At 50.3% G+C, this 21,989-nt stretch carries 21 protein-coding genes and 2 pseudogenes; 11 read left to right on the top strand and 12 right to left on the bottom strand.

The annotated features are described in order from the left end of the window. Positions 1-10: 10 nt before the first annotated feature. The 5 genes and pseudogenes from LH51_RS15020 to LH51_RS15000 all read left to right on the top strand — a co-directional run bounded on the left by LH51_RS15020 (position 11) and on the right by LH51_RS15000 (position 6,194). On the top strand, positions 11-1,390 hold the full coding sequence (locus LH51_RS15020; RefSeq protein ID WP_144244293.1) for a toxin VasX: 1,380 nt from the start codon (positions 11-13) through the stop codon (positions 1,388-1,390). Positions 1,391-1,603: 213 nt separating this feature from the next. Further along, positions 1,604-2,020: a hypothetical protein gene (locus LH51_RS15015; protein ID WP_036523584.1), complete on the top strand. Its 417-nt coding sequence runs from the start codon at positions 1,604-1,606 to the stop codon at positions 2,018-2,020. Next, positions 1,987-2,835 carry a hypothetical protein gene (locus LH51_RS15010; RefSeq protein WP_036523581.1) on the top strand — a complete coding sequence of 283 codons (849 nt, stop codon included), beginning with the start codon at positions 1,987-1,989 and terminating at the stop codon, positions 2,833-2,835. Before LH51_RS15015 ends, LH51_RS15010 begins: the two co-directional genes overlap by 34 nt. 71 nt (positions 2,836-2,906) lie before the next feature. After that, on the top strand, positions 2,907-3,809 hold the full coding sequence (locus LH51_RS15005) for a hypothetical protein (protein ID WP_144244292.1): 903 nt from the start codon (positions 2,907-2,909) through the stop codon (positions 3,807-3,809). A 196-nt stretch (positions 3,810-4,005) separates the two neighbouring features. After that, positions 4,006-6,194: pseudogene (locus LH51_RS15000) on the top strand (OsmC domain/YcaO domain-containing protein). Positions 6,195-6,235: 41 nt separating this feature from the next. On the opposite strand, the gene LH51_RS20155 reads toward LH51_RS15000, so the two are convergent. Together LH51_RS20155 and LH51_RS14995 are read right to left on the bottom strand one after the other, a co-directional pair. Next, the gene (locus tag LH51_RS20155; protein WP_081960844.1) at positions 6,236-6,394 is read right to left on the bottom strand and encodes a DUF2256 domain-containing protein; all 159 of its coding nucleotides are present in this window, start codon (positions 6,392-6,394) and stop codon (positions 6,236-6,238) included. Between the two features lie 122 nt (positions 6,395-6,516). After that, entirely contained in the window at positions 6,517-6,924 is a 408-nt protein-coding gene (locus LH51_RS14995; RefSeq protein WP_036523576.1) for a DUF3429 domain-containing protein, read from the bottom strand. A 142-nt stretch (positions 6,925-7,066) separates the two neighbouring features. On the opposite strand from LH51_RS14995, the gene LH51_RS14990 reads away from it, so the two are divergent. The 5 genes from LH51_RS14990 to LH51_RS19475 all read left to right on the top strand — a co-directional run bounded on the left by LH51_RS14990 (position 7,067) and on the right by LH51_RS19475 (position 13,476). Beyond that, positions 7,067-8,218 carry an ABC transporter ATP-binding protein gene (locus tag LH51_RS14990; RefSeq protein WP_081960843.1) on the top strand — a complete coding sequence of 384 codons (1,152 nt, stop codon included), beginning with the start codon at positions 7,067-7,069 and terminating at the stop codon, positions 8,216-8,218. 15 nt (positions 8,219-8,233) lie between these two features. After that, positions 8,234-9,202, top strand: coding sequence for an ABC transporter substrate-binding protein (locus LH51_RS14985; RefSeq protein WP_036523572.1), 969 nt, complete (start codon positions 8,234-8,236; stop codon positions 9,200-9,202). 44 nt (positions 9,203-9,246) lie between these two features. Then, entirely contained in the window at positions 9,247-9,843 is a 597-nt protein-coding gene (locus LH51_RS22990; RefSeq protein ID WP_235263769.1) for an ABC transporter permease, read from the top strand. Further along, on the top strand, positions 9,768-10,880 hold the full coding sequence (locus LH51_RS14980; protein ID WP_235263768.1) for an ABC transporter permease: 1,113 nt from the start codon (positions 9,768-9,770) through the stop codon (positions 10,878-10,880). The genes LH51_RS22990 and LH51_RS14980 overlap by 76 nt, the downstream gene beginning before the upstream one ends. Before the next feature lie 187 nt (positions 10,881-11,067). Continuing rightward, complete coding sequence (locus LH51_RS19475; RefSeq protein WP_052063831.1) at positions 11,068-13,476, top strand: EAL domain-containing protein; 2,409 nt, start codon at positions 11,068-11,070, stop codon at positions 13,474-13,476. Positions 13,477-13,503: 27 nt separating this feature from the next. Here the strand turns inward: LH51_RS19475 and LH51_RS20150 are convergent, their stop codons facing one another. The 10 genes and pseudogenes from LH51_RS20150 to LH51_RS14935 form a co-directional block, all read right to left on the bottom strand. Further along, positions 13,504-13,689, bottom strand: coding sequence for a hypothetical protein (locus LH51_RS20150; protein WP_081960842.1), 186 nt, complete (start codon positions 13,687-13,689; stop codon positions 13,504-13,506). Beyond that, a complete protein-coding gene (locus LH51_RS14970; RefSeq protein WP_081960841.1) occupies positions 13,686-14,306 on the bottom strand; it encodes an HAD hydrolase family protein in 621 nt (206 codons plus the stop codon). The genes LH51_RS20150 and LH51_RS14970 overlap by 4 nt, the downstream gene beginning before the upstream one ends. After that, on the bottom strand, positions 14,293-15,156 hold the full coding sequence (locus tag LH51_RS14965; protein WP_036523569.1) for an endonuclease/exonuclease/phosphatase family protein: 864 nt from the start codon (positions 15,154-15,156) through the stop codon (positions 14,293-14,295). Before LH51_RS14965 ends, LH51_RS14970 begins: the two co-directional genes overlap by 14 nt. Continuing rightward, positions 15,156-15,965: a carbohydrate ABC transporter permease gene (locus tag LH51_RS14960; protein WP_036523566.1), complete on the bottom strand. Its 810-nt coding sequence runs from the start codon at positions 15,963-15,965 to the stop codon at positions 15,156-15,158. Before LH51_RS14960 ends, LH51_RS14965 begins: the two co-directional genes overlap by 1 nt. A gap of 9 nt (positions 15,966-15,974) precedes the next feature. Further along, positions 15,975-16,847 (bottom strand): carbohydrate ABC transporter permease, encoded by an 873-nt coding sequence (locus LH51_RS14955; RefSeq protein ID WP_036523563.1) that lies wholly within the window; start codon positions 16,845-16,847, stop codon positions 15,975-15,977. 74 nt (positions 16,848-16,921) lie between these two features. Further along, positions 16,922-18,202: an ABC transporter substrate-binding protein gene (locus tag LH51_RS14950; protein ID WP_036523560.1), complete on the bottom strand. Its 1,281-nt coding sequence runs from the start codon at positions 18,200-18,202 to the stop codon at positions 16,922-16,924. Continuing rightward, positions 18,186-18,407, bottom strand: coding sequence for a hypothetical protein (locus tag LH51_RS19470; RefSeq protein WP_160173742.1), 222 nt, complete (start codon positions 18,405-18,407; stop codon positions 18,186-18,188). The genes LH51_RS14950 and LH51_RS19470 overlap by 17 nt, the downstream gene beginning before the upstream one ends. Continuing rightward, positions 18,392-19,261: an ABC transporter ATP-binding protein gene (locus LH51_RS14945; RefSeq protein WP_052063829.1), complete on the bottom strand. Its 870-nt coding sequence runs from the start codon at positions 19,259-19,261 to the stop codon at positions 18,392-18,394. The genes LH51_RS19470 and LH51_RS14945 overlap by 16 nt, the downstream gene beginning before the upstream one ends. Before the next feature lie 10 nt (positions 19,262-19,271). Then, positions 19,272-20,027, bottom strand: coding sequence for a DeoR/GlpR family DNA-binding transcription regulator (locus LH51_RS14940; protein ID WP_036523558.1), 756 nt, complete (start codon positions 20,025-20,027; stop codon positions 19,272-19,274). 175 nt (positions 20,028-20,202) lie between these two features. Next, positions 20,203-21,287: pseudogene (locus LH51_RS14935) on the bottom strand (PA0069 family radical SAM protein). Between the two features lie 381 nt (positions 21,288-21,668). Here LH51_RS14935 and LH51_RS14930 point away from each other — a divergent pair. Continuing rightward, positions 21,669-21,974, top strand: a complete 306-nt coding sequence (locus tag LH51_RS14930; RefSeq protein ID WP_036523555.1) for a phenol hydroxylase subunit — start codon at positions 21,669-21,671, stop codon at positions 21,972-21,974. The last annotated feature ends 15 nt before the right edge of the window (positions 21,975-21,989 follow it).

The raw sequence follows: 21,989 nt of genomic DNA, 5'->3' as shown, positions 1-21,989 counted from the left end.
ACTGTGACATATGTCATCCAATTATATCGTCAGATGCGACCCGCGAAAAATCATACCCATTTACCCTTGTCGTTACGTCATATCAGACGAGCTTTTACTGACTGATTCCAAAGCGCTACCTTCAGCACTGACGCCTCCAACCGGTGTAAATCAAGCTCCCCACCATCAATTAGCGTCTTTGCGTCAGGGTTATGTGTATATCTATGGCTACCTGAGCATTGACGGAAGTAATGTCACGGATAATAAAGCTAATTGGCTGATTTTTCGCTATCAAACCCGTGCTGACGACTGCAACTCGCTCGATGAGTCTACCGCTTGTGCCACCCCCTTTCAGTTTTATAACTATACATGGAAAAATGGCACACCACGCAGTAAGTGGGTTGCCAACCAAATGGAAACAGAGCCATTTGCTTATGTGAATCTTTGTGCGATGGATACCTACATTGCCTACAGTGAAGAACGTTGGCCCGCCTATATGTTTGAGGTGCTGGAGCGAGATGAAGGTTGGCGAAACAAGGTGATGCAACCCTTCGACCTGCATGGTGATGATCCGCATGTGCTGAAGATAGATCAACTGGCTGACTATGTGGAAGATTTCAAAGGCATCAAAACGAAAGATCGTGAAGCTAATATCTTGCGACATACCCCGATCAGCATGTTCAATCTTGAACCCTATGAGAGGATGAAAGAAACTCACCCTGAACGCTATGAGTACGCGCGCATCGTGGCGCTGCAAGACACCCTGGGTGAAGCCAAAGACCTGCTGCGGCTGGCTGAGGTGGTAGAAGCCAATATTCAGGCCTATGAAGCCACCTATCACTACGCCCTTAGCACAGCCAAGGCGATTGCGCCCTATGAGCAGGAGATAGACCAACGCTACCATAACCCGGAATGGGGCTTTGTGAATAAAATCACCCATCTGGGGCGCCAGATTGTCGGTAATGATCCACTTAACCGTTCAGCCGAAGATCAGCGCCATGCGTTTGCCGCGTTTGGTCCTCCAGAGCGTGAAGAATCACAACAGCAACTGATCAGCTTGTGGGCTGCATTGGATGAACGACCACGCTGGCGAGACGAAGTGGAGCTGGCACTACAAGGGGCAGAACAGAATGGCTGTGAAGCCTGTTTCGATTATAGCGCCGGTCAGTTGTACCATTATCTGGCAGGGGTTAAACAATCAGCCGAAGGTGCCAGTTGCGTCAAAAAACAGTTGGAGATACCCGACGACAACACGAGCGAAGAGGCACACTATATCAAACTGCTAGCGGCCTTGGTGACGGCGGCTTCAGTAGTGATCAGTAATCTACAGGATACCCGCGCACTGCATCGTATTGAGCTTATTATTGCTGAGACTGCCAAGGCYGGCCGTGGTCTTAGAGGCAGGGAATAGCCGGATTCAACAACACCACCTGGAAAAGCTAGCCGGTGTAGTCGCTCGTTCAACCAGAATACCCTTGCGAGATCTGGAAGCGACTGCCAGGCAAAACTATGAACGCCTATTGCGGGCAGATCATCCACACATATCACGACAATATTGCAGCATCAAACAGTTTCAACTCAGTCAGCCCATGGCAGGGCAACTTCGATATCACAGCAAACCTCTTTGACTTACTTTAGTTATGAAAAAATAGAAGGCACAGGTGCACACTTAGCTCGAAGTTATGGTGGTCTGGGTTTCTCAGGACTGGGGGTTTTGTTTGGGCTACTCGGTGCACAACAGACGATCAACAAGTGGAACAGCAACGATTTCAATGCCCGTTCCGGTTTAGGGGCACTGGCCAACTTGCCTGCTATACAACTCAGTGCCAGTCTGGTCGGCGTCATGGCCGGTGGTGCTTCGATCTATGCCTCCCCAACCTATGTACAGCTCGGCAGCACCACGTCCCGGTTAGCGCAACGACTACAACTGCACTTGAGCCGTAACTTACCAGGACAAGCTACTGTAGTGGTACCCGAAAAACCCGTGATAGGCGTGTCATCACGCAGATGGCTCAACGTGCGCTGGTGGCCTCGTGGTTAAGTTCTGCCGCACTGGCCGTGACATTGCTGATTTCGTATGGTGAGCTCAAAGAAGGCCGAGCTCGAAACGATTATGCACGGATTGTCGGCCACAGTTTGCAGGGGGTGGGTGGTATATTAATGACCTCTAAGCTGATTGGGAGTGGGTTAGCTTTCACGGGGATGCCCTACCTGGCGACCCTGGGCACCGCGCTATCTGCGGCTGCACTGCCATTGGCTATCATCGGTGGGGTGTTACTGGCAGGTGGTTTGTTTTTTGCTTCGGTGCGTCGTTCGGAAGTAGAGCAGTGGGTGTATGAGGGGTTTTGGGGTGCGAGTAAACGTTATTGGGAGAAAGAAAGGGTATTTTCCCGCATATTGGAAGAGTCCAAAAACTTAATTCAAATAAAGTCTGATAATACAGTAGCGACTATTAATATTCGAGACTTTTATAATCAGGAAATGCGTGCCTTTGAGCAAGTAATCTGGTGTATTCAGGTCAAAAATATTCAGGATGAAGATGGCCGGGTAACGGTAGAGTTTCCGGGGTTAACCACCCTAGATCAACTTGGACAACTATCCATTCGAGTACAAAAAAACTTGCATGGTGTTGATGCCATAATGCTGCAAGGTTCATCCCGATGGCAAACCATATCCAGCCAGTCTGTACGGCGAGAATGGCTCGGACCGGGTTTGGCCTCTCTGGATCTGTCTGCCTATGCTCAGGAGAAAAAGCTGCGTCTGGATATCAGTTATGAACGAATACTCCCTTGGGGCGATACCCAGCGTTTTACTCTGAATGAACCATTGTTGATCGATGCACCCAGTCGGCTTTAAGAAACTACAGGATATTCCCGATGGCACCACCTCCAATTCAACTGATTCCAAGTCCCACTGAAAATCCTGATGTGGTTGAAGCGATCAATCTCTCCATTACTCGGATAGATAAGGATACAATTGAAGTTCCCTCCATGGTAGCGATGGGAATCAATGTCTGGCTTAAAATTATCTTTTTTGCCATCTTTTTTGGTTCTATTTCAGGCTATGATCCAGGCTGGTTTACTAAGGATGGAAGTCCTGGTGTCTATTATCAAGATATTCATCATATGCTGTTTCGAGAGGAATCAATTATTTCTACGTTTGAGTTTTATGAAGATAAAAATAATCCAGGATTCCTCAAAGATGGTACAAATTATCAAGACTTTAAAGCGGAATTATTAGCGCTGCATGGTCGGGGCATTGGTGCAGGGCTGTTCGCTATAGGTTTGTTAGTGGTACCCTGGATTTTATTCAATATCAGCGTTCAAAACCCCGTCCGTTTTGATCGTAAGCGTCGCATCGTGTATACTTGGTCGCGAGGGTGTTTTATGTGCATTCAGTTGCCGGAAAATACAGGTGATCCACTAGCACAGATCCGTGCCCATATCCCACATGCGCCCAAAGTAAAAGACCCTCATAATCCCGATGGAGCTCTGGTGTTTTGGCTACCATTTCCGAAAAAAGAAGCCAATATGCCGATCGGTGTGGGTGCGAACTGTTTTATTGCACGAGCAGCAATCCGCTATCAGGCGCATTATCTGCGGACGTTTATCACCGATTTTATGACCAACCCGGACCCTCAATGGCTGAATCAGCTGGGACCTAAGCGTAAACCCAAGTATGTGCTGTGGATGGATTACTTCTTTTACAACATTGCCCGATTGCAGCTACTGCCACAGTTTGCATTCAAAAAGCGTAAAACAGAAAAGGCGATTGAAGCGTTTATGCAGAATCCACGTACGGACCTATATCCCCAAGACCTGCCTTATTGATGAGGTTCTTGCTGGTTCGTACACTTGAGTGGGTGAGGTGCAGCTACAGTAAGCGTGTCAGCTGCAGTTATGCACACCATCCGAAACCACCCGTCACCACCCAATCACACCCCAACACAAGCCAACTCCGCAAAAAAATGCGATAATGTCGGGTTTCGCCACAAGCCCAGTCTAATCCAAATCCGGTACCCCGTTCATGGAAATCAAAGTTAACTTTCTCGAAAATCTCAGACTTGAAGCCAAGTTTGACGACTTCACCGTCATCACCGACCAGCCGATTCGCTACAAGGGTGATGGTTCGGCGCCCAGTCCGTTCGATTATTTTCTGGCGTCATCGGCCTTTGCGCGGCGTATTTTGTGCGGGTCTATTGTTTGGCGCGCAACATTCCGACTGAGAATATCCGGCTGTCGCAGAACAATATTGTCGATCCCGAGAACCGTTATAACCAGATTTTCAAGATTCAGGTGGAGTTGCCGGAGAGTATTTCGGCTAAGGATCGGGAAGGCATTTTGCGTTCGATTGATCGTTGTACCGTGAAGAAAGTGGTGCAGATGGGGCCAGCGTTCGAGATCGAAACGGTTGAGAGTCTGGATGATGATGCCCAGGCGCTGCTGATGGTGAAGCCGGAAGGGGAGTCCACCACCTATATTCCGGGTAAGGACCTGCCGCTGGAGCAGACCATTGCCAATATGACCGCGATTCTGGCTGATCTGGGGATGAAGATTGAGATCGCTTCCTGGCGCAACATTGTGCCGCATGTCTGGTCGCTGCATATCCGTGATGCGGCTTCGCCGATGTGTTTCACCAATGGTAAAGGGTCAACCAAGGAGAGTGCGCTCTGTTCGGCTCTGGGTGAGTTTATTGAGCGTCTGAACTGCAACTTCTTCTACAACGATCAGTATTTCGGTGAAGAGATCGCCAATAGCGAATTTGTGCACTATCCGAATGAAAAGTGGTTTAAGCCGGGGCCGAATGATGAGCTGCCAGCGGGGATACTGGATGACTACTGTCTGGCTATCTACAACCCGGATGATGATCTGCAAGGCTCTAATCTGATCGATACCAACTCCGGGAATGAGGCGCGGGGGATTTGTGCCTTGCCGTTTGTGCGTCAATCCGATGGTGAGCTGGTGTATTTTCCCTCTAACCTGATTGAAAACCTTTACCTCAGTAACGGTATGAGTGCCGGAAACACCCTGTATGAAGCCCAGGTACAGTGTCTGTCGGAAATCTTTGAGCGTGCGGTAAAGCGCCAGATTATCGAAGAGGAGCTGACACTGCCCGATGTGCCGAAAGCGGTGCTGGCGAAGTATCCGGGAATCGTTGAAGGTATTGAAGCGCTGGAAGCGCAAGGCTTTCCGGTGCTGGTAAAGGATGCCTCGCTGGGTGGTCAGTTCCCAGTTGCTTGCGTCACGCTGATGAATCCGCGTACCGGTGGGGTGTTTGCTTCCTTTGGTGCCCACCCCAGTTTAGAAGTCGCGCTGGAGCGCAGCTTGACCGAGTTGCTGCAAGGGCGCAGTCTTGAAGGCTTGAATGATCTGCAGCCGCCGACATTCAGTAGCCTGGCGGTGACCGAGCCGAACAACTTTGTCGAACACTTTATCGATTCCTCTGGGGTGATCTCCTGGCGCTTTTTCAGTGAGCGCGCGGATTATGACTTCTGTGAATGGGATTTCTCCGGCAGCAATGCGCAAGAGGCCGAGTGCTTATTCAATATCCTTAAAGACCTGGATAAAGACGTGTACATGGCGGTGTACGACGACCTGGGCGCGCCGGTCTGCCGTATTCTGGTGCCCGGTTATTCCGAAGTCTACCCAGTGGATGACCTGATTTGGGATAACACCAACAAGGCGCTGGATTTCCGTGAAGACATTCTCAACCTGCATGCGCTGGATGATGAGCAGTTGGCTGACTTGTTCGACCGCCTGGAAGACAGTGAGCTGGATAACTACACGGACATTATCACCCTGATCGGTATTGAGTTTGATGAAAACACCGCCTGGGGACAGTTAACCATTCTGGAGCTGAAGCTGCTGATCAATCTGGCGTTACAGCAGCACGAAGAAGCACTGGAGCGGGTAGAACACTTCCTGCAGTACAACACCAACACCGTTGAACGCGGCCTGTTTTACCGCGCCGTGAATGCGGTATTGGAAATCACCCTGGATGATGAACTGTCGGTGGACGACTTCCTGCCGAATCTTCAGCGGATGTTTGGTCAGGAAACCATGGACGCCGTTGTTGGCTCGGTGAAGGGCCAGGTGCGTTTCTATGGCCTGACACCCACCAACTCGCAACTGGAAGGCCTGGACAAGCATCTGCGCCTGATTGAGAGCTACAAAAAACTGCATGCGGCTCGTAAAAAAGCACAAAACAGTGCCTGAAAAGGGGTGGCACAACTGATTGTGGCAGGTTGCCCGCAACGCTAGTTGTCAGTGCGTGTAGCCTCTCTTTTGCGTTTGCTACCACAGGCATGACTGCAGTATTTGACCGATTCCCAGTTGGCTTGCCATTTCTTGCGCCAACTGAACGGACGTTGGCATGTTGCACAGATTTTTTCTGGTAAGTGCAGCTTTTTATGCATGTCTGGCAACCTGTGTACTTAATAGTTGGGGAACGGCCGCTTTAACCAGACAATGTCGATAACGTCCACTGAGCAACCATCTGAAAAATAAAACACAGAGCAGTCCCGTTTTAGAGAACCAGTTAGATTAACACGATGATATGTGCCAGACAGACGATAACCGTCAGTTGCCAGCGCAAACTGGAATAACCAGACGGATAGCGTTGATCTATGCCGTAGAGCGACTCAGTCAACCTGAGGGTGAGAAACAGACCTGCCTGAATCATGATTGCCAGATGTGGCAGTAATGCCAGGCTGATGAAGCTGATAACCGGAAAACTGACCGCTATAAGTGCAAAATGAGCGGGTTTATCCGTATTAAATAACACTGGCCAGAGCACACCCGCCATAAAGCCAAGAATCAGACAACTGTACAGCATAAACAGATTGTGGCTTACATCGAAAGCGATAAGGTCTGGCCGATGTGTTGCAATGGCAAGGGCTACGAAGGGAATAACACCCGCATAGCCCAGTGTTCTGATCAGTGGCATAACGAGTCCTTGGCTGAGTCGTTAATTTAAAGATAACGATATCTAAAAGATTCTACGTATGGGACATGCAGATGGATTATCTGCTCACTCAGGTCATATTTCGGTCATATAGCTTTAACAATTGTTCATTACTATTTTGTAAATGAAACTAACCAACGCATGTGCCCAGACCCCGTCGATTGCTGCATCGATTACACCCGCACTTCATGTAGAACATCTGAGTAAGGTGTTCAATGATATGACGGCGTTATCCAGTATCGATTTTTCATTAAAAAAGGGTGAGATCCTTGCCTTGCTGGGACCTTCAGGCTGTGGCAAAACTACTCTGCTGCGCTGTATCGCCGGGCTTTTGGAGCCCAGTTCCGGGCGTATTCTCATTGATGGTGAGGTTGTTGTAGATGAGCGCTGCAGTGCCGTGCCGGAAAAACGTCGCCTGGGCATGGTGTTTCAGGATTATGCGCTCTGGCCACATATGACGGTTGCTGAAAATATTGCCTTTCCATTAAGTATGCGAGGCATGCCTAAGAGTGAACGCCGAGAAAAGGTGGCTTGGGCGTTGCAGGTGGTTGGGTTAGAGCATTTGGCCGATCGATCACCCGATACTTTGTCCGGAGGTCAGCAGCAGCGGATCGCCCTGGCCCGTGCGATCGTTGCGAAACCTCGTTTACTGTTAATGGATGAACCGCTGTCTAATTTGGATCAGGGGTTGCGTGACAGTCTGGCGATTGAAATTCGTGCTTTGATCAAACAGTTAAATCTAACCGCTGTGTTCGTTACTCATGATCAGCATGAGGCGTTTGCTATGGCTGATCAGGTGGCCATCTTGCAACAGGGGCGGCTGCAGCAGTTTGATACCGCCGAAGTGTTGTATCGGACACCGGCAACTCCATCTGTCGCTGAATTTCTGGATGCCGGGGTGTTGTTGAAGGGCACTCTGACTGAGCAGGGGCTGGATGTTGAAAAAGGTTTGTTTGTGAACCTGCCTTTTCATGCATCGAGTGGTTATCAGGGCGAGGTGACTTTATTAATGCCTCGCGCAAGTTTATCTGTGAATTCGCACTCAGGCGTAGAGCTCCAACACGCTGCTATTATTTTTACCGGTGAGCACTATCAGTTGTCAGGATTGATGGGAGGTAAAATACCGATTCGTTTGCAATCATCGCAACGTCCCGAGATCAGTCAGTCAATCTACCTGAACTATGAAGGTGATTGGTTACATGCCTGGGACGCAGATGACAAGCCGATTACGCTCATGCGCCACACAGATAAAAAATGCCAATTTAACCTCACATAACATAGGAATCTTCTCATGCGATTTATAACACTGGTTACAGCTACCGTTTTTTCGGTTGCTGTGGGTAGCCTGCAGGCGTCTCCATTAACGGTTTACTCAGCGGGTCCTGGTAATCTTATCGATCAATTGGCTCAGGACTTTACCGAGCTGACTGGCACGCAGGTAAATGTGTTTCAGAGCACAACAGGGCAGGTGATGGCGCGTTTGGAATCTGAGCGTGCGAATCCTTTGGCTGATGTCGTGATTTCGGCATCCTGGAGTTCGGCTGTAGCGCTGAAAGCGCGTGGTGATTTGTTGGAGTATGTTCCAGCAAATGCAGATAAAGTTCCTGATTTTTTACAAGATACCCACTACATCGCTCAGGGTGTGTCGGCGTTGGCCATGGTCTGGAATCGTAACAGCTCAACACCTATACCAGGTGATTGGTCGGATCTGCTGGATTCAGCTTATGAAAATGAAGTCACTATGCCTGATCCGGCTCAATCTGGAGCCGCGTTTCAATTGCTGACCGGGTTGCTGGCTTCGGCTGGTGAAGAGCCAACCTGGGAGTTGATGCGTGGTTTGCAGGATAATGGCATGATTGTTCCCGGTCCAAATGCGCGCGCATTGAACCCGGTTCTTCAGGGTGCCAAGTCGGTTGTGTTTGGGGCCGTTGATTACATAGCCTTAGGACAGCAGGCGAATGGGGAGTCCATCGAGGTGGTTTTTCCAAGCTCAGGTACGGTTATAGCGCCACGGCCCATGATGATCATGGCATCAACTCAGCAGCCAGACCTGGCTAAAGCGTTTTTAGATTATGTGCTGTCTGAAGCAGGCCAGCAACGTGTGGCCGAGGTCTATTTGATGCCGGCACGTGGCGATATTTCAGCTTTGAGACCGACAATCTCAGAATTGAACCTGATTCAGTATGATGAAGACGCTTACAAAGCCCGCCGTGCAGATATTCTGAAAAACTTCAGTGATATTTTTGCATCCGGACAATAAGCTACTTTATGTTTCTACCGAGAATTAATGCCGCGCAGTCAGGGATGCTGGTTACGACCAGCATCCTGTTGTTGCTTGTCGGTATGCCGCTTGCTTACGTATTCCTGCAGGCTATATTTCCCGATATCGCTTTGGGAAGTTTCAGTCAGCCCTTCTCATTGTTCTTACCCACTCTACATGATCCTGAGTTGTTAAAACTGATCTGGAATACCCTTAAGCTGGCGATAGCCGTCGTAGTTGGCACGGCATTGATTGCGGTTCCTTTGGGTGCTCTGCGTGCCTTGACCAAGGTGCCGGGGGCGGCCCTTTGGGATGTTGTGTTTTTGATCCCCTTCTTGATTCCACCCTATATTGCATCATTGGCCTGGATGATGACGCTGCAAAATCGTGGCTATTTACAGCAACTGTTGGGCTTTTCAGCTGATGGGTTTCTATTCTCTTTCTGGGGCATAGTATTTGTCATGATTCTGAATGTGTTCCCGGTAGTGTATTTTGCTGTATCCAGAACCTTGATGGTTGTGGGTGGGCGTTTTGCAGATGTTGGCCGCATCTGTGGCGCAGGGCCTTGGTCCGCCTTTTTTCGTTTGACTCTATATCGATACCGGGTATTGCAGCCAGTTTATTGTTGGTGTTTGTACTGACTATTGAAGAGTTTGGTACGCCGGCAACCTTGGGAGCTCAGGCAGGTTTTCATGTTTTAGTTACGGGAATACATGAACGCTTTTCAGATTGGCCAATTGATATTCCTGGCGCGTCGATTCTGTCGATGATACTGGTGATGATCGCCGTTTGCGGTTTCTACCTGCAACACTGGTTGGTAACTCGTCGCTCCTATGTGTCTATGACAGGAAAACCAGTGGTTACAACGCCAATACCCCTGGGGCGTCATAAACTATGGGTCACCTGTTTTTTTGCTTTAGTCGGTAGTGTTTCAGTTGTCATACCCATACTAGCCGTGCTGGTCACATCGTTTATGTCAACGCTCTCTGGTGGGCTTAGTCTGGATAATGTGTCTTTACGCCATTTTCAGGCATTGCTGGATAATAGCGGTGGTGCAATGGATGCGTTACTCACTAGTCTAACTTTGGCAACCAGTGCGGCGTTATTGACGGGCGCTTTAGGTGCCTTGGTGGGCTATCTGGTTGTGCGTTCCAAGGTTAAGGGTAAGAGCTTTTTGGATTTTCTTTCACTTCTACCTAATGCCATGCCCGGCATCGTGGTGGCAGTGGGCTTGATACTGGCCTGGAATCAGAGCCACTGGCCGATCACTGTATATAATACCAGCGCAATGCTGGTGCTGGCGTATACCTGTTTATTACTTCCCTATCCAGTACGCTATGTCAGCGCCGCGTTCAGGCAGATGAGTGAAAATCTGGAAGCGGCCGCTCGCGTATTCGGTGCCAGCTTTTCAGTCGCGTTTATCCGCATATTGCTGCCAGCGATGGCACCTAGTCTGATTGTGTCGATGCTGTTGGTATTCGCCATTGCATCCAGAGAATTAGTTGCATCGCTGATGATCGCACCAGCCGGTGTTACCACAGTATCCACCTTCGTCTTCGGTCAGTTTGAACAGGGATCGCCAGGCATCGGCATGGCCATGAGCATCGTGGCAATCTTTTCGACAACGCTGCTGTTATTGGTTTTGACACTGTTCAGCAGAAAGCACTTAGCCGATTAAGGAAAAAAGGGTACTGATCCCTTTTTGTCGCTGGATTTTTCCATAAATCAATCGATCGTTTTAATTTTTTGAGCAGTGTGTGGTGCTTGATTCTGTGTGGTGGATATAAAACCTTTTTTTGTCTTAGGTTATTGGATAGACTTGAGATCCATGCGGACGCAGTATCAGTCATCACTGGAGCTTCTCGTTGTTATTTAAACAGTTATTGCGCTTAACTCTGATTCTTATCTATACACTGTTAATCGTTCCTGGCAGTTTCGCTTCGGTTACGGTTGATGGACCGAAGTTTGAGCAGGTGTTTAATGAGTCTGGAGTAGCCATGCTGTTGATCGAACCGGAGAATGGGCAGATCGTTGAGGCGAACCCAGCGGCCGTCCGGTTTTATGGTTATCCTCTGGATGTGTTACAGCAGATGACCATCCAGCAAATCAATACCTTCACTCCTGAACAAGTGGCTCAGGAACTTGCAGCAGTAGAAGCAGCACAGCGTAATTACCTGATTTTCAGACACCGGCTGGCAAATGGTGATCTTCGTACCGTTGAAGTGTACTCCCGGCCCTACCGATTCAATAATCAGAGCCTGCTGCTCTCTATCATCAATGACATTACTCCCGGACGGCATGTGGCTGAGGATCTGTGGCACTACCAGGAACAGCTGGAAACAATGGTGGATGCTCAGGTTCAGGAAATTCAACGCAACCGTTCACGTTTGTACTGGATATTGGTGGGTGCTCTGCTGACACAGGCGTTGGTGATTGTATTGCTGATCATCAATATTCAGCGTAAACGTCAGCTGCAACGGCAGCAAAAGCAGACCAACCTGGCATTGACCGCGATGGCCACCACCTTTGCTCCTTTGTCTGGCGATGATTTTTATCAGGCCGTTTGCCAATATTTAGCCGATACTTTGGATGTCGATTATTTCTTTGTAGCGGCGTTGACGTCTGATCAACAGCGTGCCCAGGTATTGGCAGGCTGGGCTGATGGTGCGCCGATTGTGCCATTTTCTTATGCGCTTAAGGGAACACCCTGTGAGGATGTGTGTGATAAAAACAGGATGATTCGAGTTGAAGGAATTCAGCAAGCCTATCCGAATGACTCGCTACTCGTTGACCTACAGGTTCAAGCATATATTGGCTGTGTGCTGATGGATAAATGTCAGCAACCCTTGGGGTTGTTGGTGGCATTAAGCCGTAAACCCATGAAAAACGCTCAGTCTATAGATACTCTGATGCAACTTTATGTTGATCGTATCAGTGCCGAAATGCAACGCAGCCGAGTGGAAAAGCAATTGACACAGATGGCGCATTTCGATCCGCTGACCAATCTGTCTAACCGTACACTCTTGGCTGAGTACTTGAGCCATGCTATGGCCCAGGCTGTCCTGCATGAACAGATACTGGCGATTCTGTTCATCGATCTGGATGGTTTTAAAATGGTGAATGATAGTTATAGCCATGCCGTCGGTGACCAGGTGCTGGTGAGTCTTGCCGCACGCATGAAAAAGATTATCCGTGATGAAGATGCCTTGGCACGCCTCGGGGGCGATGAATTTGTTGCCGTAATGCAACACCTGCACCAACCCAATGACTGTCTTCCATTCCTGAATCGCTTGCTGAAGGTGATTGCAGAACCCGTGACAGTTACAGGCATTGAGTTCAATATCACCGCGAGTATTGGTGTGGTGTTCTATCCGCAGCATGAATCTATAGAAGCTGATCAGTTATTACGTCAGGCAGATCAGGCGATGTATCAGGCCAAGCAGGCAGGTAAAAACCGCTACCATCTGTTTGACATAGAACGTGATCGCGCACAGCGAGATCAGCATGAAGGATTACTGCGGGTGCGTCAGGCACTAGAGGCTGGTGAATTGGAGTTGTATTACCAGCCCAAGGTCAATATGCGCAGCCGTGAAGTGGTGGGTGCCGAAGCGCTGATCCGCTGGAACCATCCGGAGCGCGGCGTTTTACCACCGGCGGAGTTTCTGTCACTGATCGAAAATCATCCACTGGCGATCGATGTCGGGCATTGGGTACTAGTGACAGCTTTGGACCAGGTTTTGCAGTGGCGTGAACTGGGAATCCACCTGCCAGTCAGCGTCAATATTGATGCGATTCATTTGCAGTGCCCCAATTTTGTTGAGCAGTTGGAATTGGCTTTAAGGCAAAGGCCTGGAATTAAACCCTATGATCTGCAATTAGAAATTCTTGAAACCACAGCGCTGGATGATGTGGCACAGGTCTCTGATATTATGCTGGCCTGCCAGAAGTTGGGTGTCGGCTTTGCACTGGATGATTTTGGTACGGGTTATTCATCACTCACTTATCTGAAACGTTTGCCTGCGGAACTACTTAAAATCGACCGCAGCTTTGTACTCGATATGTTAGAAGATCCAGAGGACTTGGCCATTCTGGATGGGGTGATTCGATTGGCTGGCGCGTTTCAACGACAGGTGATCGCCGAAGGCGTGGAAACCCAGGCTCATTGCGATGAACTGCTGAAGCTCGGTTGTGAACTGGGGCAGGGCTATGCCATCGCACGCCCTATGCCTGCAAGCAAAATACCTGAGTGGCTAGACCGCTGGCAACAACACTAAGTGGCTCAGAAAAAAGAGGTCACCTTTTTACCTTAGCAGGCGTTGGGCGACTTCGTTGAAGCCGAATCCGCCTTCCTGTTGGGTGATGTACTTCGGCAGGGTGGGTAGTGTTGCCAGGCAGTGGCGGATATTGGCGACGCCGAAGGTGAGGGTGAACTGGTCAAACATGGCGGCGTCATTGGCTGAGTCACCGATAAAAGCCGTTTTGCTCAACCAGTGTTCAGTTGGTTCTCCCTGAGCTTCCAGCCAGGCAAGGGCGGTGGAGGCTTTGTCATAGTTGCCGCGCCAGGCGTTGATATGAATAGAACTGATACGCGCATGCAAACCTGCGGCTTCCAGAGCCTGTCTAAGTTGTTCAACTTCATCGGGTGTATTGTGATGCTGCTGGCGAATGTCCAGGCAATATCGGTTTCACGATAGGCCTGATCGGCGGTGGCTCTGGCAAAGGGATAACGCTTTAGCAGTTGTTGCTGAATCTCGCACAGTTGCTGGAATTGCCGGGTACGCAGAGGTTCTGCCAGGCGGTAGTGGGTCTCGATCTGACCCTGGGCATTTTTCTGCATCCAGAAGGCACCGTTCTCACCAATAACGGCTGTAACCGGCCAGGTACGCACCATACAGTCACACCAGCCAGCGCAAGCACCTGTTACCGGAATGACCTGAATCCCCGCAGCAGCGAGTTGTTCCAGTGCCAGTAAGGTTTGGCTGGGTAACTTGCCTTGCCAGGTCAGGGTGTCATCAACATCGGTAAACAGGTAGCGAACCTCGTGCTGCAATGTATCGGGCAAAGGCAGTACGGATAGAGATTCAGCAAGGTTAAGGTGTGTCATGAACAGGTGGCTCCAAAGTCACTATCAGGGGTTGATGGTCAGAGAGTTGGGTAACGGTATCGACTTCCAGCGAACTGGGTGTCAGCTGCTTTAGCCAGACAAAATCGCGGCAGTGTGGGCCTTCTGGCCACTGCACTGAATCATGGATGCCGCAGGTGGGCGTGTGTGGCTGTTGTGGATGACAAAGCTGAAAGGCATCCTGCCAGCCTTGTTGCTCCAGCAAGGCATGCTGGTCACTGCGACTGTCCAGATTGAGATCACCACAGAGTAGCGTGGATTGGGTGTTATGGGGTTGGCTGTAGATACCTGTACCCGGTTGTGCAGGTGCAGTCACCTGTTGTTGCCAGGCATGACCGCAGGCATTAAGGTAGTACAGCTGCGCCAGGCGCTCGTCAGCATCATGATAGGCCAGATGGGTGTTCAGAATACGTATCGGGCCGTGCCAGTCGATCAGGGTTTCAACAGCGCAACGCGGTGTTTGCCAGGTATCAGCTGCATAGTGACTGCCGCGCATCGGCAGGCAATGGATGCGTTGATCCAACACCGGCCCTTTGACCAACGTCAGGTTACCAAACTCTCGCCGTTGGCTTGGTGTTGCACCAGGCCAACTCAGGGTCGCGCCCCAGATCGGTGTGTAATCACTGAAAGCTTTACAGAGTGCTGCCAGTTGGTCGGGCTGAGAGGCACTGACATACTCATCAAAATAGCGCGCTACCTCCTGCAGACAGATCACCTCCAACTGACCCATGCTTTTAATATGCTGAATAATCCGATCCAGGGCTACCAGTCCATCGCAGCCTCGACCACTTTGAATATTCCAGGTGAGTAAACGTAAGCTTGAATCAGTCATTATTTGAGTCCTGCGTGCATAAAGGATTGCAGAAAACGCCGTTGGAAGATCAGAAAGACAATCAGTAATGGGCCAACCGCTATCAGTGTACCGGCACAGACCACCGGCCAATCCACCCCGGATTCTGGCGCACCGAAGATTGCCATGCCGACAGTTAAGGGGCGGCTGTTTTCGGTGTTGGTCACCACCAACGGCCAGAGGAAGTTGTTCCAGTGATGGCTGACCGAGACCAGACCATAAGCCAGGTAGGTGGGTTTAGCCAGAGGGACATAAACCTTCCACAGCACACCCAGCCAGGAGCAGCCCTCCAGTCGGGCGGCATCTTCGAGTTCTTGAGGGACTGTTCGGAAGGTCTGTCGTAGCAGAAAAATCCCGAAAGCACTGGCCATGTAAGGCAGACCGACACCGATCCAGGTATCAATCAACTCCAGCTTGGCGAGGGTGCGGTAGTTTTCCACTATTAAAATTTCCGGCACAATCATCAGTTGCAGCAGCACCAGCGCAAACACCACCCCACGCCCTTTAAACGTCATCCGGGCCAGTGCATAGCCTGCCAGGGTGCAGAGGATCAATTGAAAGGTCAGGATCAGACCGGTGATGATCAGGGTGTTGAGCATATAGCGCATAAACGGGGCTTGCTGCCAGGCGGTGACAAAATGCTCCAGTGTCAGCGGTGCGAACAGGTCAAACCGGGTGGCATATTCGGCTGGATGAAATGCCGCCCAGAAGGCATAGAGCAGTGGGAAAATCCATAAAATGCCCAGTGTCCAGGCCATCGTAAAGGATAGAGTTCGAGTCAGCTTTGGCATATACAACTCTCAGCGGTAGTGAACACGACGTTCGATCAATAAAAACTGTATCAGTGCCAACAGGATAAGCAGCAATAACAGCACCAATGTCAGCGCAGCGGCGTAGTTGCTATCGAAGAAACTGAAGGCGTTCTCATAGATGTAGTAGAGCATTAAATTGGTGGCGTTATTCGGTCCACCTTTGGTGAGAATGAACAGATGATCGACCAGCTTGAACGCATTCAATATTGCATTGACCAGAACGAACAGTGTAGTTGGCATCAGTAGCGGCAGGGTGATGCGCCGAAACACATACCAAGGGCTGGCATTTTCCAGGGCAGCTGCGGCATAGATATCCTTGTTCAGACTTTGCAGGGCCGCCAGATAAAAAATCATGAAAAAACCGGCTTCCTTCCAGATGGTCATCAGCATCAGGCTTGATAGCGCCCAGTTGGGATCGCCAAGCCAGTTAATGCCGGATAGGCCCAGTCCGTTGAGCAGTTTATTGAACAGGCCAATTTCAGGGGTGTAAAAGAACAGCCAGATATTGGCAACGGCGATCATCGGTAGCATGGTTGGGGTGAAATACGCCAGACGCAGTGCACTGCGCCCGCTGATTTTACTGTTGACCCAGAGTGCCATGCCCAGTGCCAGGGCAATCGACGTTGGTACGGTACCGACGGCATACCAGAGGTTGTTGGATAAGGTTTTCCAGAAGATCGCATCATCCAGCAGCATGCGGTAATTTTCCAGACCCGCAAACTCGGATGAGCGCTGCCCCCGAGCTGGGAAAAACAGCGAATGCCACAGGGTCATCAATGCTGGAATATGGGTGAATGCCAACAGCATCAGCAGAGCTGGCAGTAACATCAGCCAGGCATAGAGTTGGTTGAGACGGTTCATCAGTTAGCCTTGATAAGACAGCTCAGAAAAACGGCAGCGTCTGTTAACAACGCTGCCAGGTTCAGTGGCGTGGATCAGTAGCGACTCAGAATACGTTGTGCCTGATTCTGGGCTGAGTCCAGTGCTTCCTGTGCATTTTGCTGTCCAGTCAAGACTGATTGAATCGCGTCATCCAGCAGTTTGCGCACACGTCCGGATTCATGCGTCGACAGCTCAGCGGTGGCATAGTCCAGTTGATCGCGTGCTACGGCGGCTGGAGGGAAGTCCTGCACATACTGCTGCAGCGCGTCGGTTTCATAGGACGCTGGACTAACACCCATATACCCGGTGGCGATACTCCAGTGTGCTGCCTGTTCCGGCGCTGTCATGAAACGAACCAGTTGTAATGCGGCACGACGCTCTTCATCCGAAGCATCTTTGAACAGGTAAAAGTTACCACCGCCGGTGGGGGAGCCGAAACGCTTGTTGGCCGGTAGCATGGCTACTCCAAAATCAAACTCAGCGCTGTCTTTAACGGCCGTCAGGTTGCCGGTTGAGTGCCACATAATGGCGGTTTTCTGTTCCAGAAAGTTCTGCCGCAATGTACCCCAATCAATCATGCCTTGTGGCATCACGGCGTATTTGCCACTCAGATCCTGCCAGTAGGTCAGTGCTTCAACGACACCCGGGTTGTTAAAGTAGGTTTCATTACCTTCACTGTTCATCAGCACTTCATCGTTTTGCATCGCCAGCGCACCGAACATCCAGTAGGGGTAGCCGGTCGATGGAATCATCGCACCCCAACGTTGGACTTCACCGTTGCTGTCTTTTTTAACCAACTGCTGGCCCATTTCTACCAGTTCATTCCAGCTTTGCGGTGGCTGTTCCGGATCAAGACCGGCATCGCGAAAAGCGTCTTTGTTGTAGTACATCACGATGGTGGAGCGCTGGAAGGGAATCCCCCAGACCTGATCATCGACCACGCCGTTTTCCATCAGTGTAGGGTAAAAGCTCTGCAGCCATTCGAGCTCTTCGTCGTTTTCCACTACGGCATCAAAAGGGACGATGGCGTCCATTCCCATCAGTTCATGCACATCGATTGAAAACAGTACGGACAGTTGCGCCGGTTGACCACTGTTCAGTGCTGCCAGTGCTTTCACACGAGTATCATTGTAATTACCGGCATAAATAGCATTAACTTTGATATCAGGATGTTGCTGCTCAAAATCACTGATCATGCCATCGACCACATCCGTCAGAGGTCCACCGACTGAAACAGGGTAATACATGGTTAATTCAGTTTGTGCCTGAGCGGCTGTAGCGATAGCCAGTGAGGTTAGCCCCATGGCTAGCATACGTTTAGTGCTGCGTAACATGCTGTAACTCCTTATGGTTTGGCGTCGTTGATTGCAGATCGGTTTGGTGTGTGGTGGGTGTGTTCAGGCCAGCGTCTTGCAGGCGCTGACCGCTTTTGGCGCAAAAATTGTGTTGATGATCTATTGGCCACTGCAGGCATAAGCGCTGCTGAACAGGCAGTAGTTGATGGCCCGGCAGGCGCAGTTTGATCACTTGCATAGCCATTGAGGGCAAAGCCGCATCGATGATGGTGTCGGCACATGGTAGTCGCAGCGGATCACCTCGGCGGTGATACCAGTTTCTGTCTGTTGAATATGCTCTGGACGTACACCAATGAGTTGGGAGCCCTGCTCCAGCAGATTCATCGGTGGATTGCCGATAAAGCGAGCAGAAAACGTGGTTTCCGGGATGTGGTAGAGTTGATTAGGTGTACCACACTGGGCGATCTCACCTTGATTCAACAGAATAATACGATCCGCCATACTCATGGCTTCAACCTGATCATGGGTGACATACAGCACTGTCATACCCAGGCGCTGTTGCAGTGCTCGTAGTTCGGCACGCATCTCATTACGCAGCTTGGCATCCAGATTCGACAGGGGCTCATCCATCAGGCATAAAGGCGCTTCGGCAATGATCGCCCGCGCCAGCGCAACACGCTGACACTGACCTCCGGATAGCTGCGAGGGTTTTTTGGCCAGTTGATCGCCAAGATTTACCAGTTCTGCTACTTGCTTTAAGCGCTGATCACGTTCGTGCGCACCGACACCTCGTGCTTTCAGACCAAAAACTATATTTTCAGCCACACACAGGTGAGGAAAGAGAGCATAAGACTGAAACACCATCGCCAGTTGGCGTTTTCCAGGGGGCAGGTGGGTGATATCGACACCATTGAGTTTGATGCTGCCGGATGACGGCTGTTCAAGGCCGGCAATCATTTTCAGCGTAGTCGATTTCCCGCAACCAGAAGGGCCCAACAGGGCAACAAACTCACCCTGGGCTATTTCAAAACTGATGTCTTTTACCGCAAGGGTACCTTCCCACTGCTTGCGAAGTTGACAGACTTCTAACTGGCTCATGGATAACTCCTCAATGGCATATCTCAACACTGGCGGCTTCACACAGGGTAGTGATGGGGTCCGTGATCTGGTCGGTGACAAACAGGTCTACATCAGACAGGGTGCCGGTTCGAACAGGGGCTTTGCGCAGATGCTTGCTGGAGTCAGCGACCAGAATGCGTCGGTCGCTGTTCTCAATAATGGCGCGTGACAGGTAAGACTCCTCGGGCGAAAAATCCATCAGATCGCCCTGTGGGCCCAGACCACCTATACCAAAAATGCCGAAGTTGACCTGAAAACGACGCAGAAAACGGGTGGCATCTTCACCCATTAAATCCTGATCCGATGGACGGATGCGCCCACCGGTTAGCAGGGTTTCAATATTAGGGTTGTGGCACAGCGTCATCGCCGCGTTGAGGTTGTTGGTAATCACCTGCAGGCCAGGATGGTCCAGCAATGCCAGCGCCACCTGTTGTGGTGTGGTGCCGATGCCGATGAAAATTGTCGCACCTTCCGGCAGTAAATCCGCCACCTTACGACCAATGCTGCGTTTAGCTTCAAGGTTGATCACCTGGCGGCTCTGGAAGGATAGGTTGCGATTATGAAACGGCAGCCTGATACCCCCATGTACCCGCTGCACCAGCCCCTGATCACTCAACTCATTCAGATCCTTACGGATTGTCTGCACTGAAACATTGAAAGAATCAGTCAGCTCCTGGCTGGAAAGTTGCCCGCCTGCCTGCTTCAACCAGGCCAGAATTTTTGTTTGACGCTCAGATAACAGCATTGAATACCTTCGAACGAACTTAAATTGCTTTTCGCTTCTGTTAAAAAAGTGAATGTAAGTTTCGAACGAGAGTGTATGCCGGAAATATTTCACCCTGGTGACGTAAATATGATGAGTTTATGAAACCAGATAAAAAGGGGGCCGATTAAAAAAGGGTACTGACACTTTTTCTGCTTTAGTAGAACAAATCGCCCTGCAGGGACGGAGGCCGAAAGTCGCGGGTGTTCAGGCCTTGTTCGGTGTTGCCTTGCAGGCCCAGGCGGTGGCTGGCCTTGGTGAAACGTTGAGCAATCAGCTCGGCAAAAATACCTTCGCCACGAAAGCGTTTGCCAAATTCGGCATGGTTGGTTTGGCCGCCGCGACATTGGCGCATCAGGCTCATGACTTTGTTGGCGCGATCAGGGTAATGGCTTCCAGCCAGGACTCAAACAGTGGGGCGACCTCCAGTGGCAGGCGCAGCAGCATCCAGTTGGCGGTTCTTGCACCTGCCTCGTTGGCGGCTTCTAATATATGTTCGATTTCATGATCGGTTAATCCCGGAATAATCGGCGACACCAGGGTGCCCACGGGAATGCCAGCGGCACTGAGTTCACGAATGGCTCTCAGACGTGCCTGGGGGGAGGCAGCACGCGGCTCCAGGGTACGTTTCAACTGCATATCCAGACTGGTCAGGCTGATAAATACCCGGACCAGCCGATGCTTGGCCATCTCGGTTAACAGATCCAGATCCCTTAAAACCAGCATGCTTTTGGTCACCAGCGTAACCGGGTGGCGGGCTTCAAGTAATAGCTCCAGCAGGCGGCGTGTGGTTTGGTATTTGGCTTCAATCGGCTGGTAGCAATCGGTATTGCCCGACAGGTTGATAGGGCGGCACACATAACCTGGCTTACACAATTCCTCGCGCAGGGTTTCGACCAGCCCGCTGCGTGCAATCAGTTTGGTTTCAAAATCCAGTCCGGGTGACAGATCCCAATAAGCATGTGAGGGGCGGGCGTAGCAATACACACAGCCGTGTTCGCAACCCCGATAGGGGTTGATGGAGCGGTCAAACGGCAGGTCGGGAGATGTGTTCCACGACAGCGCCGTCTTGCAGGGCTCATCACGTATTTCTGTGGCCAGGCTTTGCTGCGTACCTTCCTGCCACCAGCCATCATCCACCGTTTCGCTGATTCTGGGGGCAAAGCGGTTATCCGGATTGTAGGTGGCTCCACGCCCTCTACGCGCAACGGCAGTAGCAGATGATTTGTCAAAAGACGCCATAGGTGCGCTCCAGTATTAATACTGTATATAAACACAGTATAAGTTACCTTCCAGGTTTTTCAAAGCGCTTGATCATAAAAAGTACTGAGCCCTTTTGAGTCCCCTTTTTGGTTACTGATCCCTTTTTGATTAAATGATGAAGTGAGGGTTTTCGCTTGATGATTTGATCAACCCGATCTGCTCAACGCTATTGACTCGATATGATTGAGTCTGTCTTCTCATCTTTAAAACTCATAAGTTGAATATAATTATTTCAATAAAAACAATTGATTAAATTTATTCTCTAGGTTTCTGTTCTGCATTTTTCTTTCCTGGCACAGCCCTTGCTCTTACCTGACTGACAATGACGCCATAACAACATAAAAAGTCAGAGGTTGCGCAATGCCAGATTTGCAACTCCATACCAATACTACGTCAAAAGCGCGTTCAAGCTTTGAGCGTCTGACCAAATATATCCGTGTGCGCAGTGATGCTGGAGCACGTTTTGTCGAATTTGACTTTGCGATTGGAGATCCCTCTCTGTTCGTTGAGTTGATTATGCCGCCTGGTGCGTTCGAAGCCTTCTGCAAAAACAACCATGTCATTCATATGACCGATGAGCAGATGGCTGAAGTGGATGCCGAGCTTCAGAAATGGCGCTATGGCGAAGACACCCTGATGTCCAGGAACCATAACCGATCCGCTTAATAACAATAACGTTTA

The organism is Nitrincola sp. A-D6 (assembly GCF_000764495.1).
Lineage (GTDB): Bacteria > Pseudomonadota > Gammaproteobacteria > Pseudomonadales > Balneatricaceae > Nitrincola.
The sequence above is the reverse complement of the archived record's forward strand: the minus strand, read 5'-3'. Positions and strand labels throughout refer to the sequence as shown.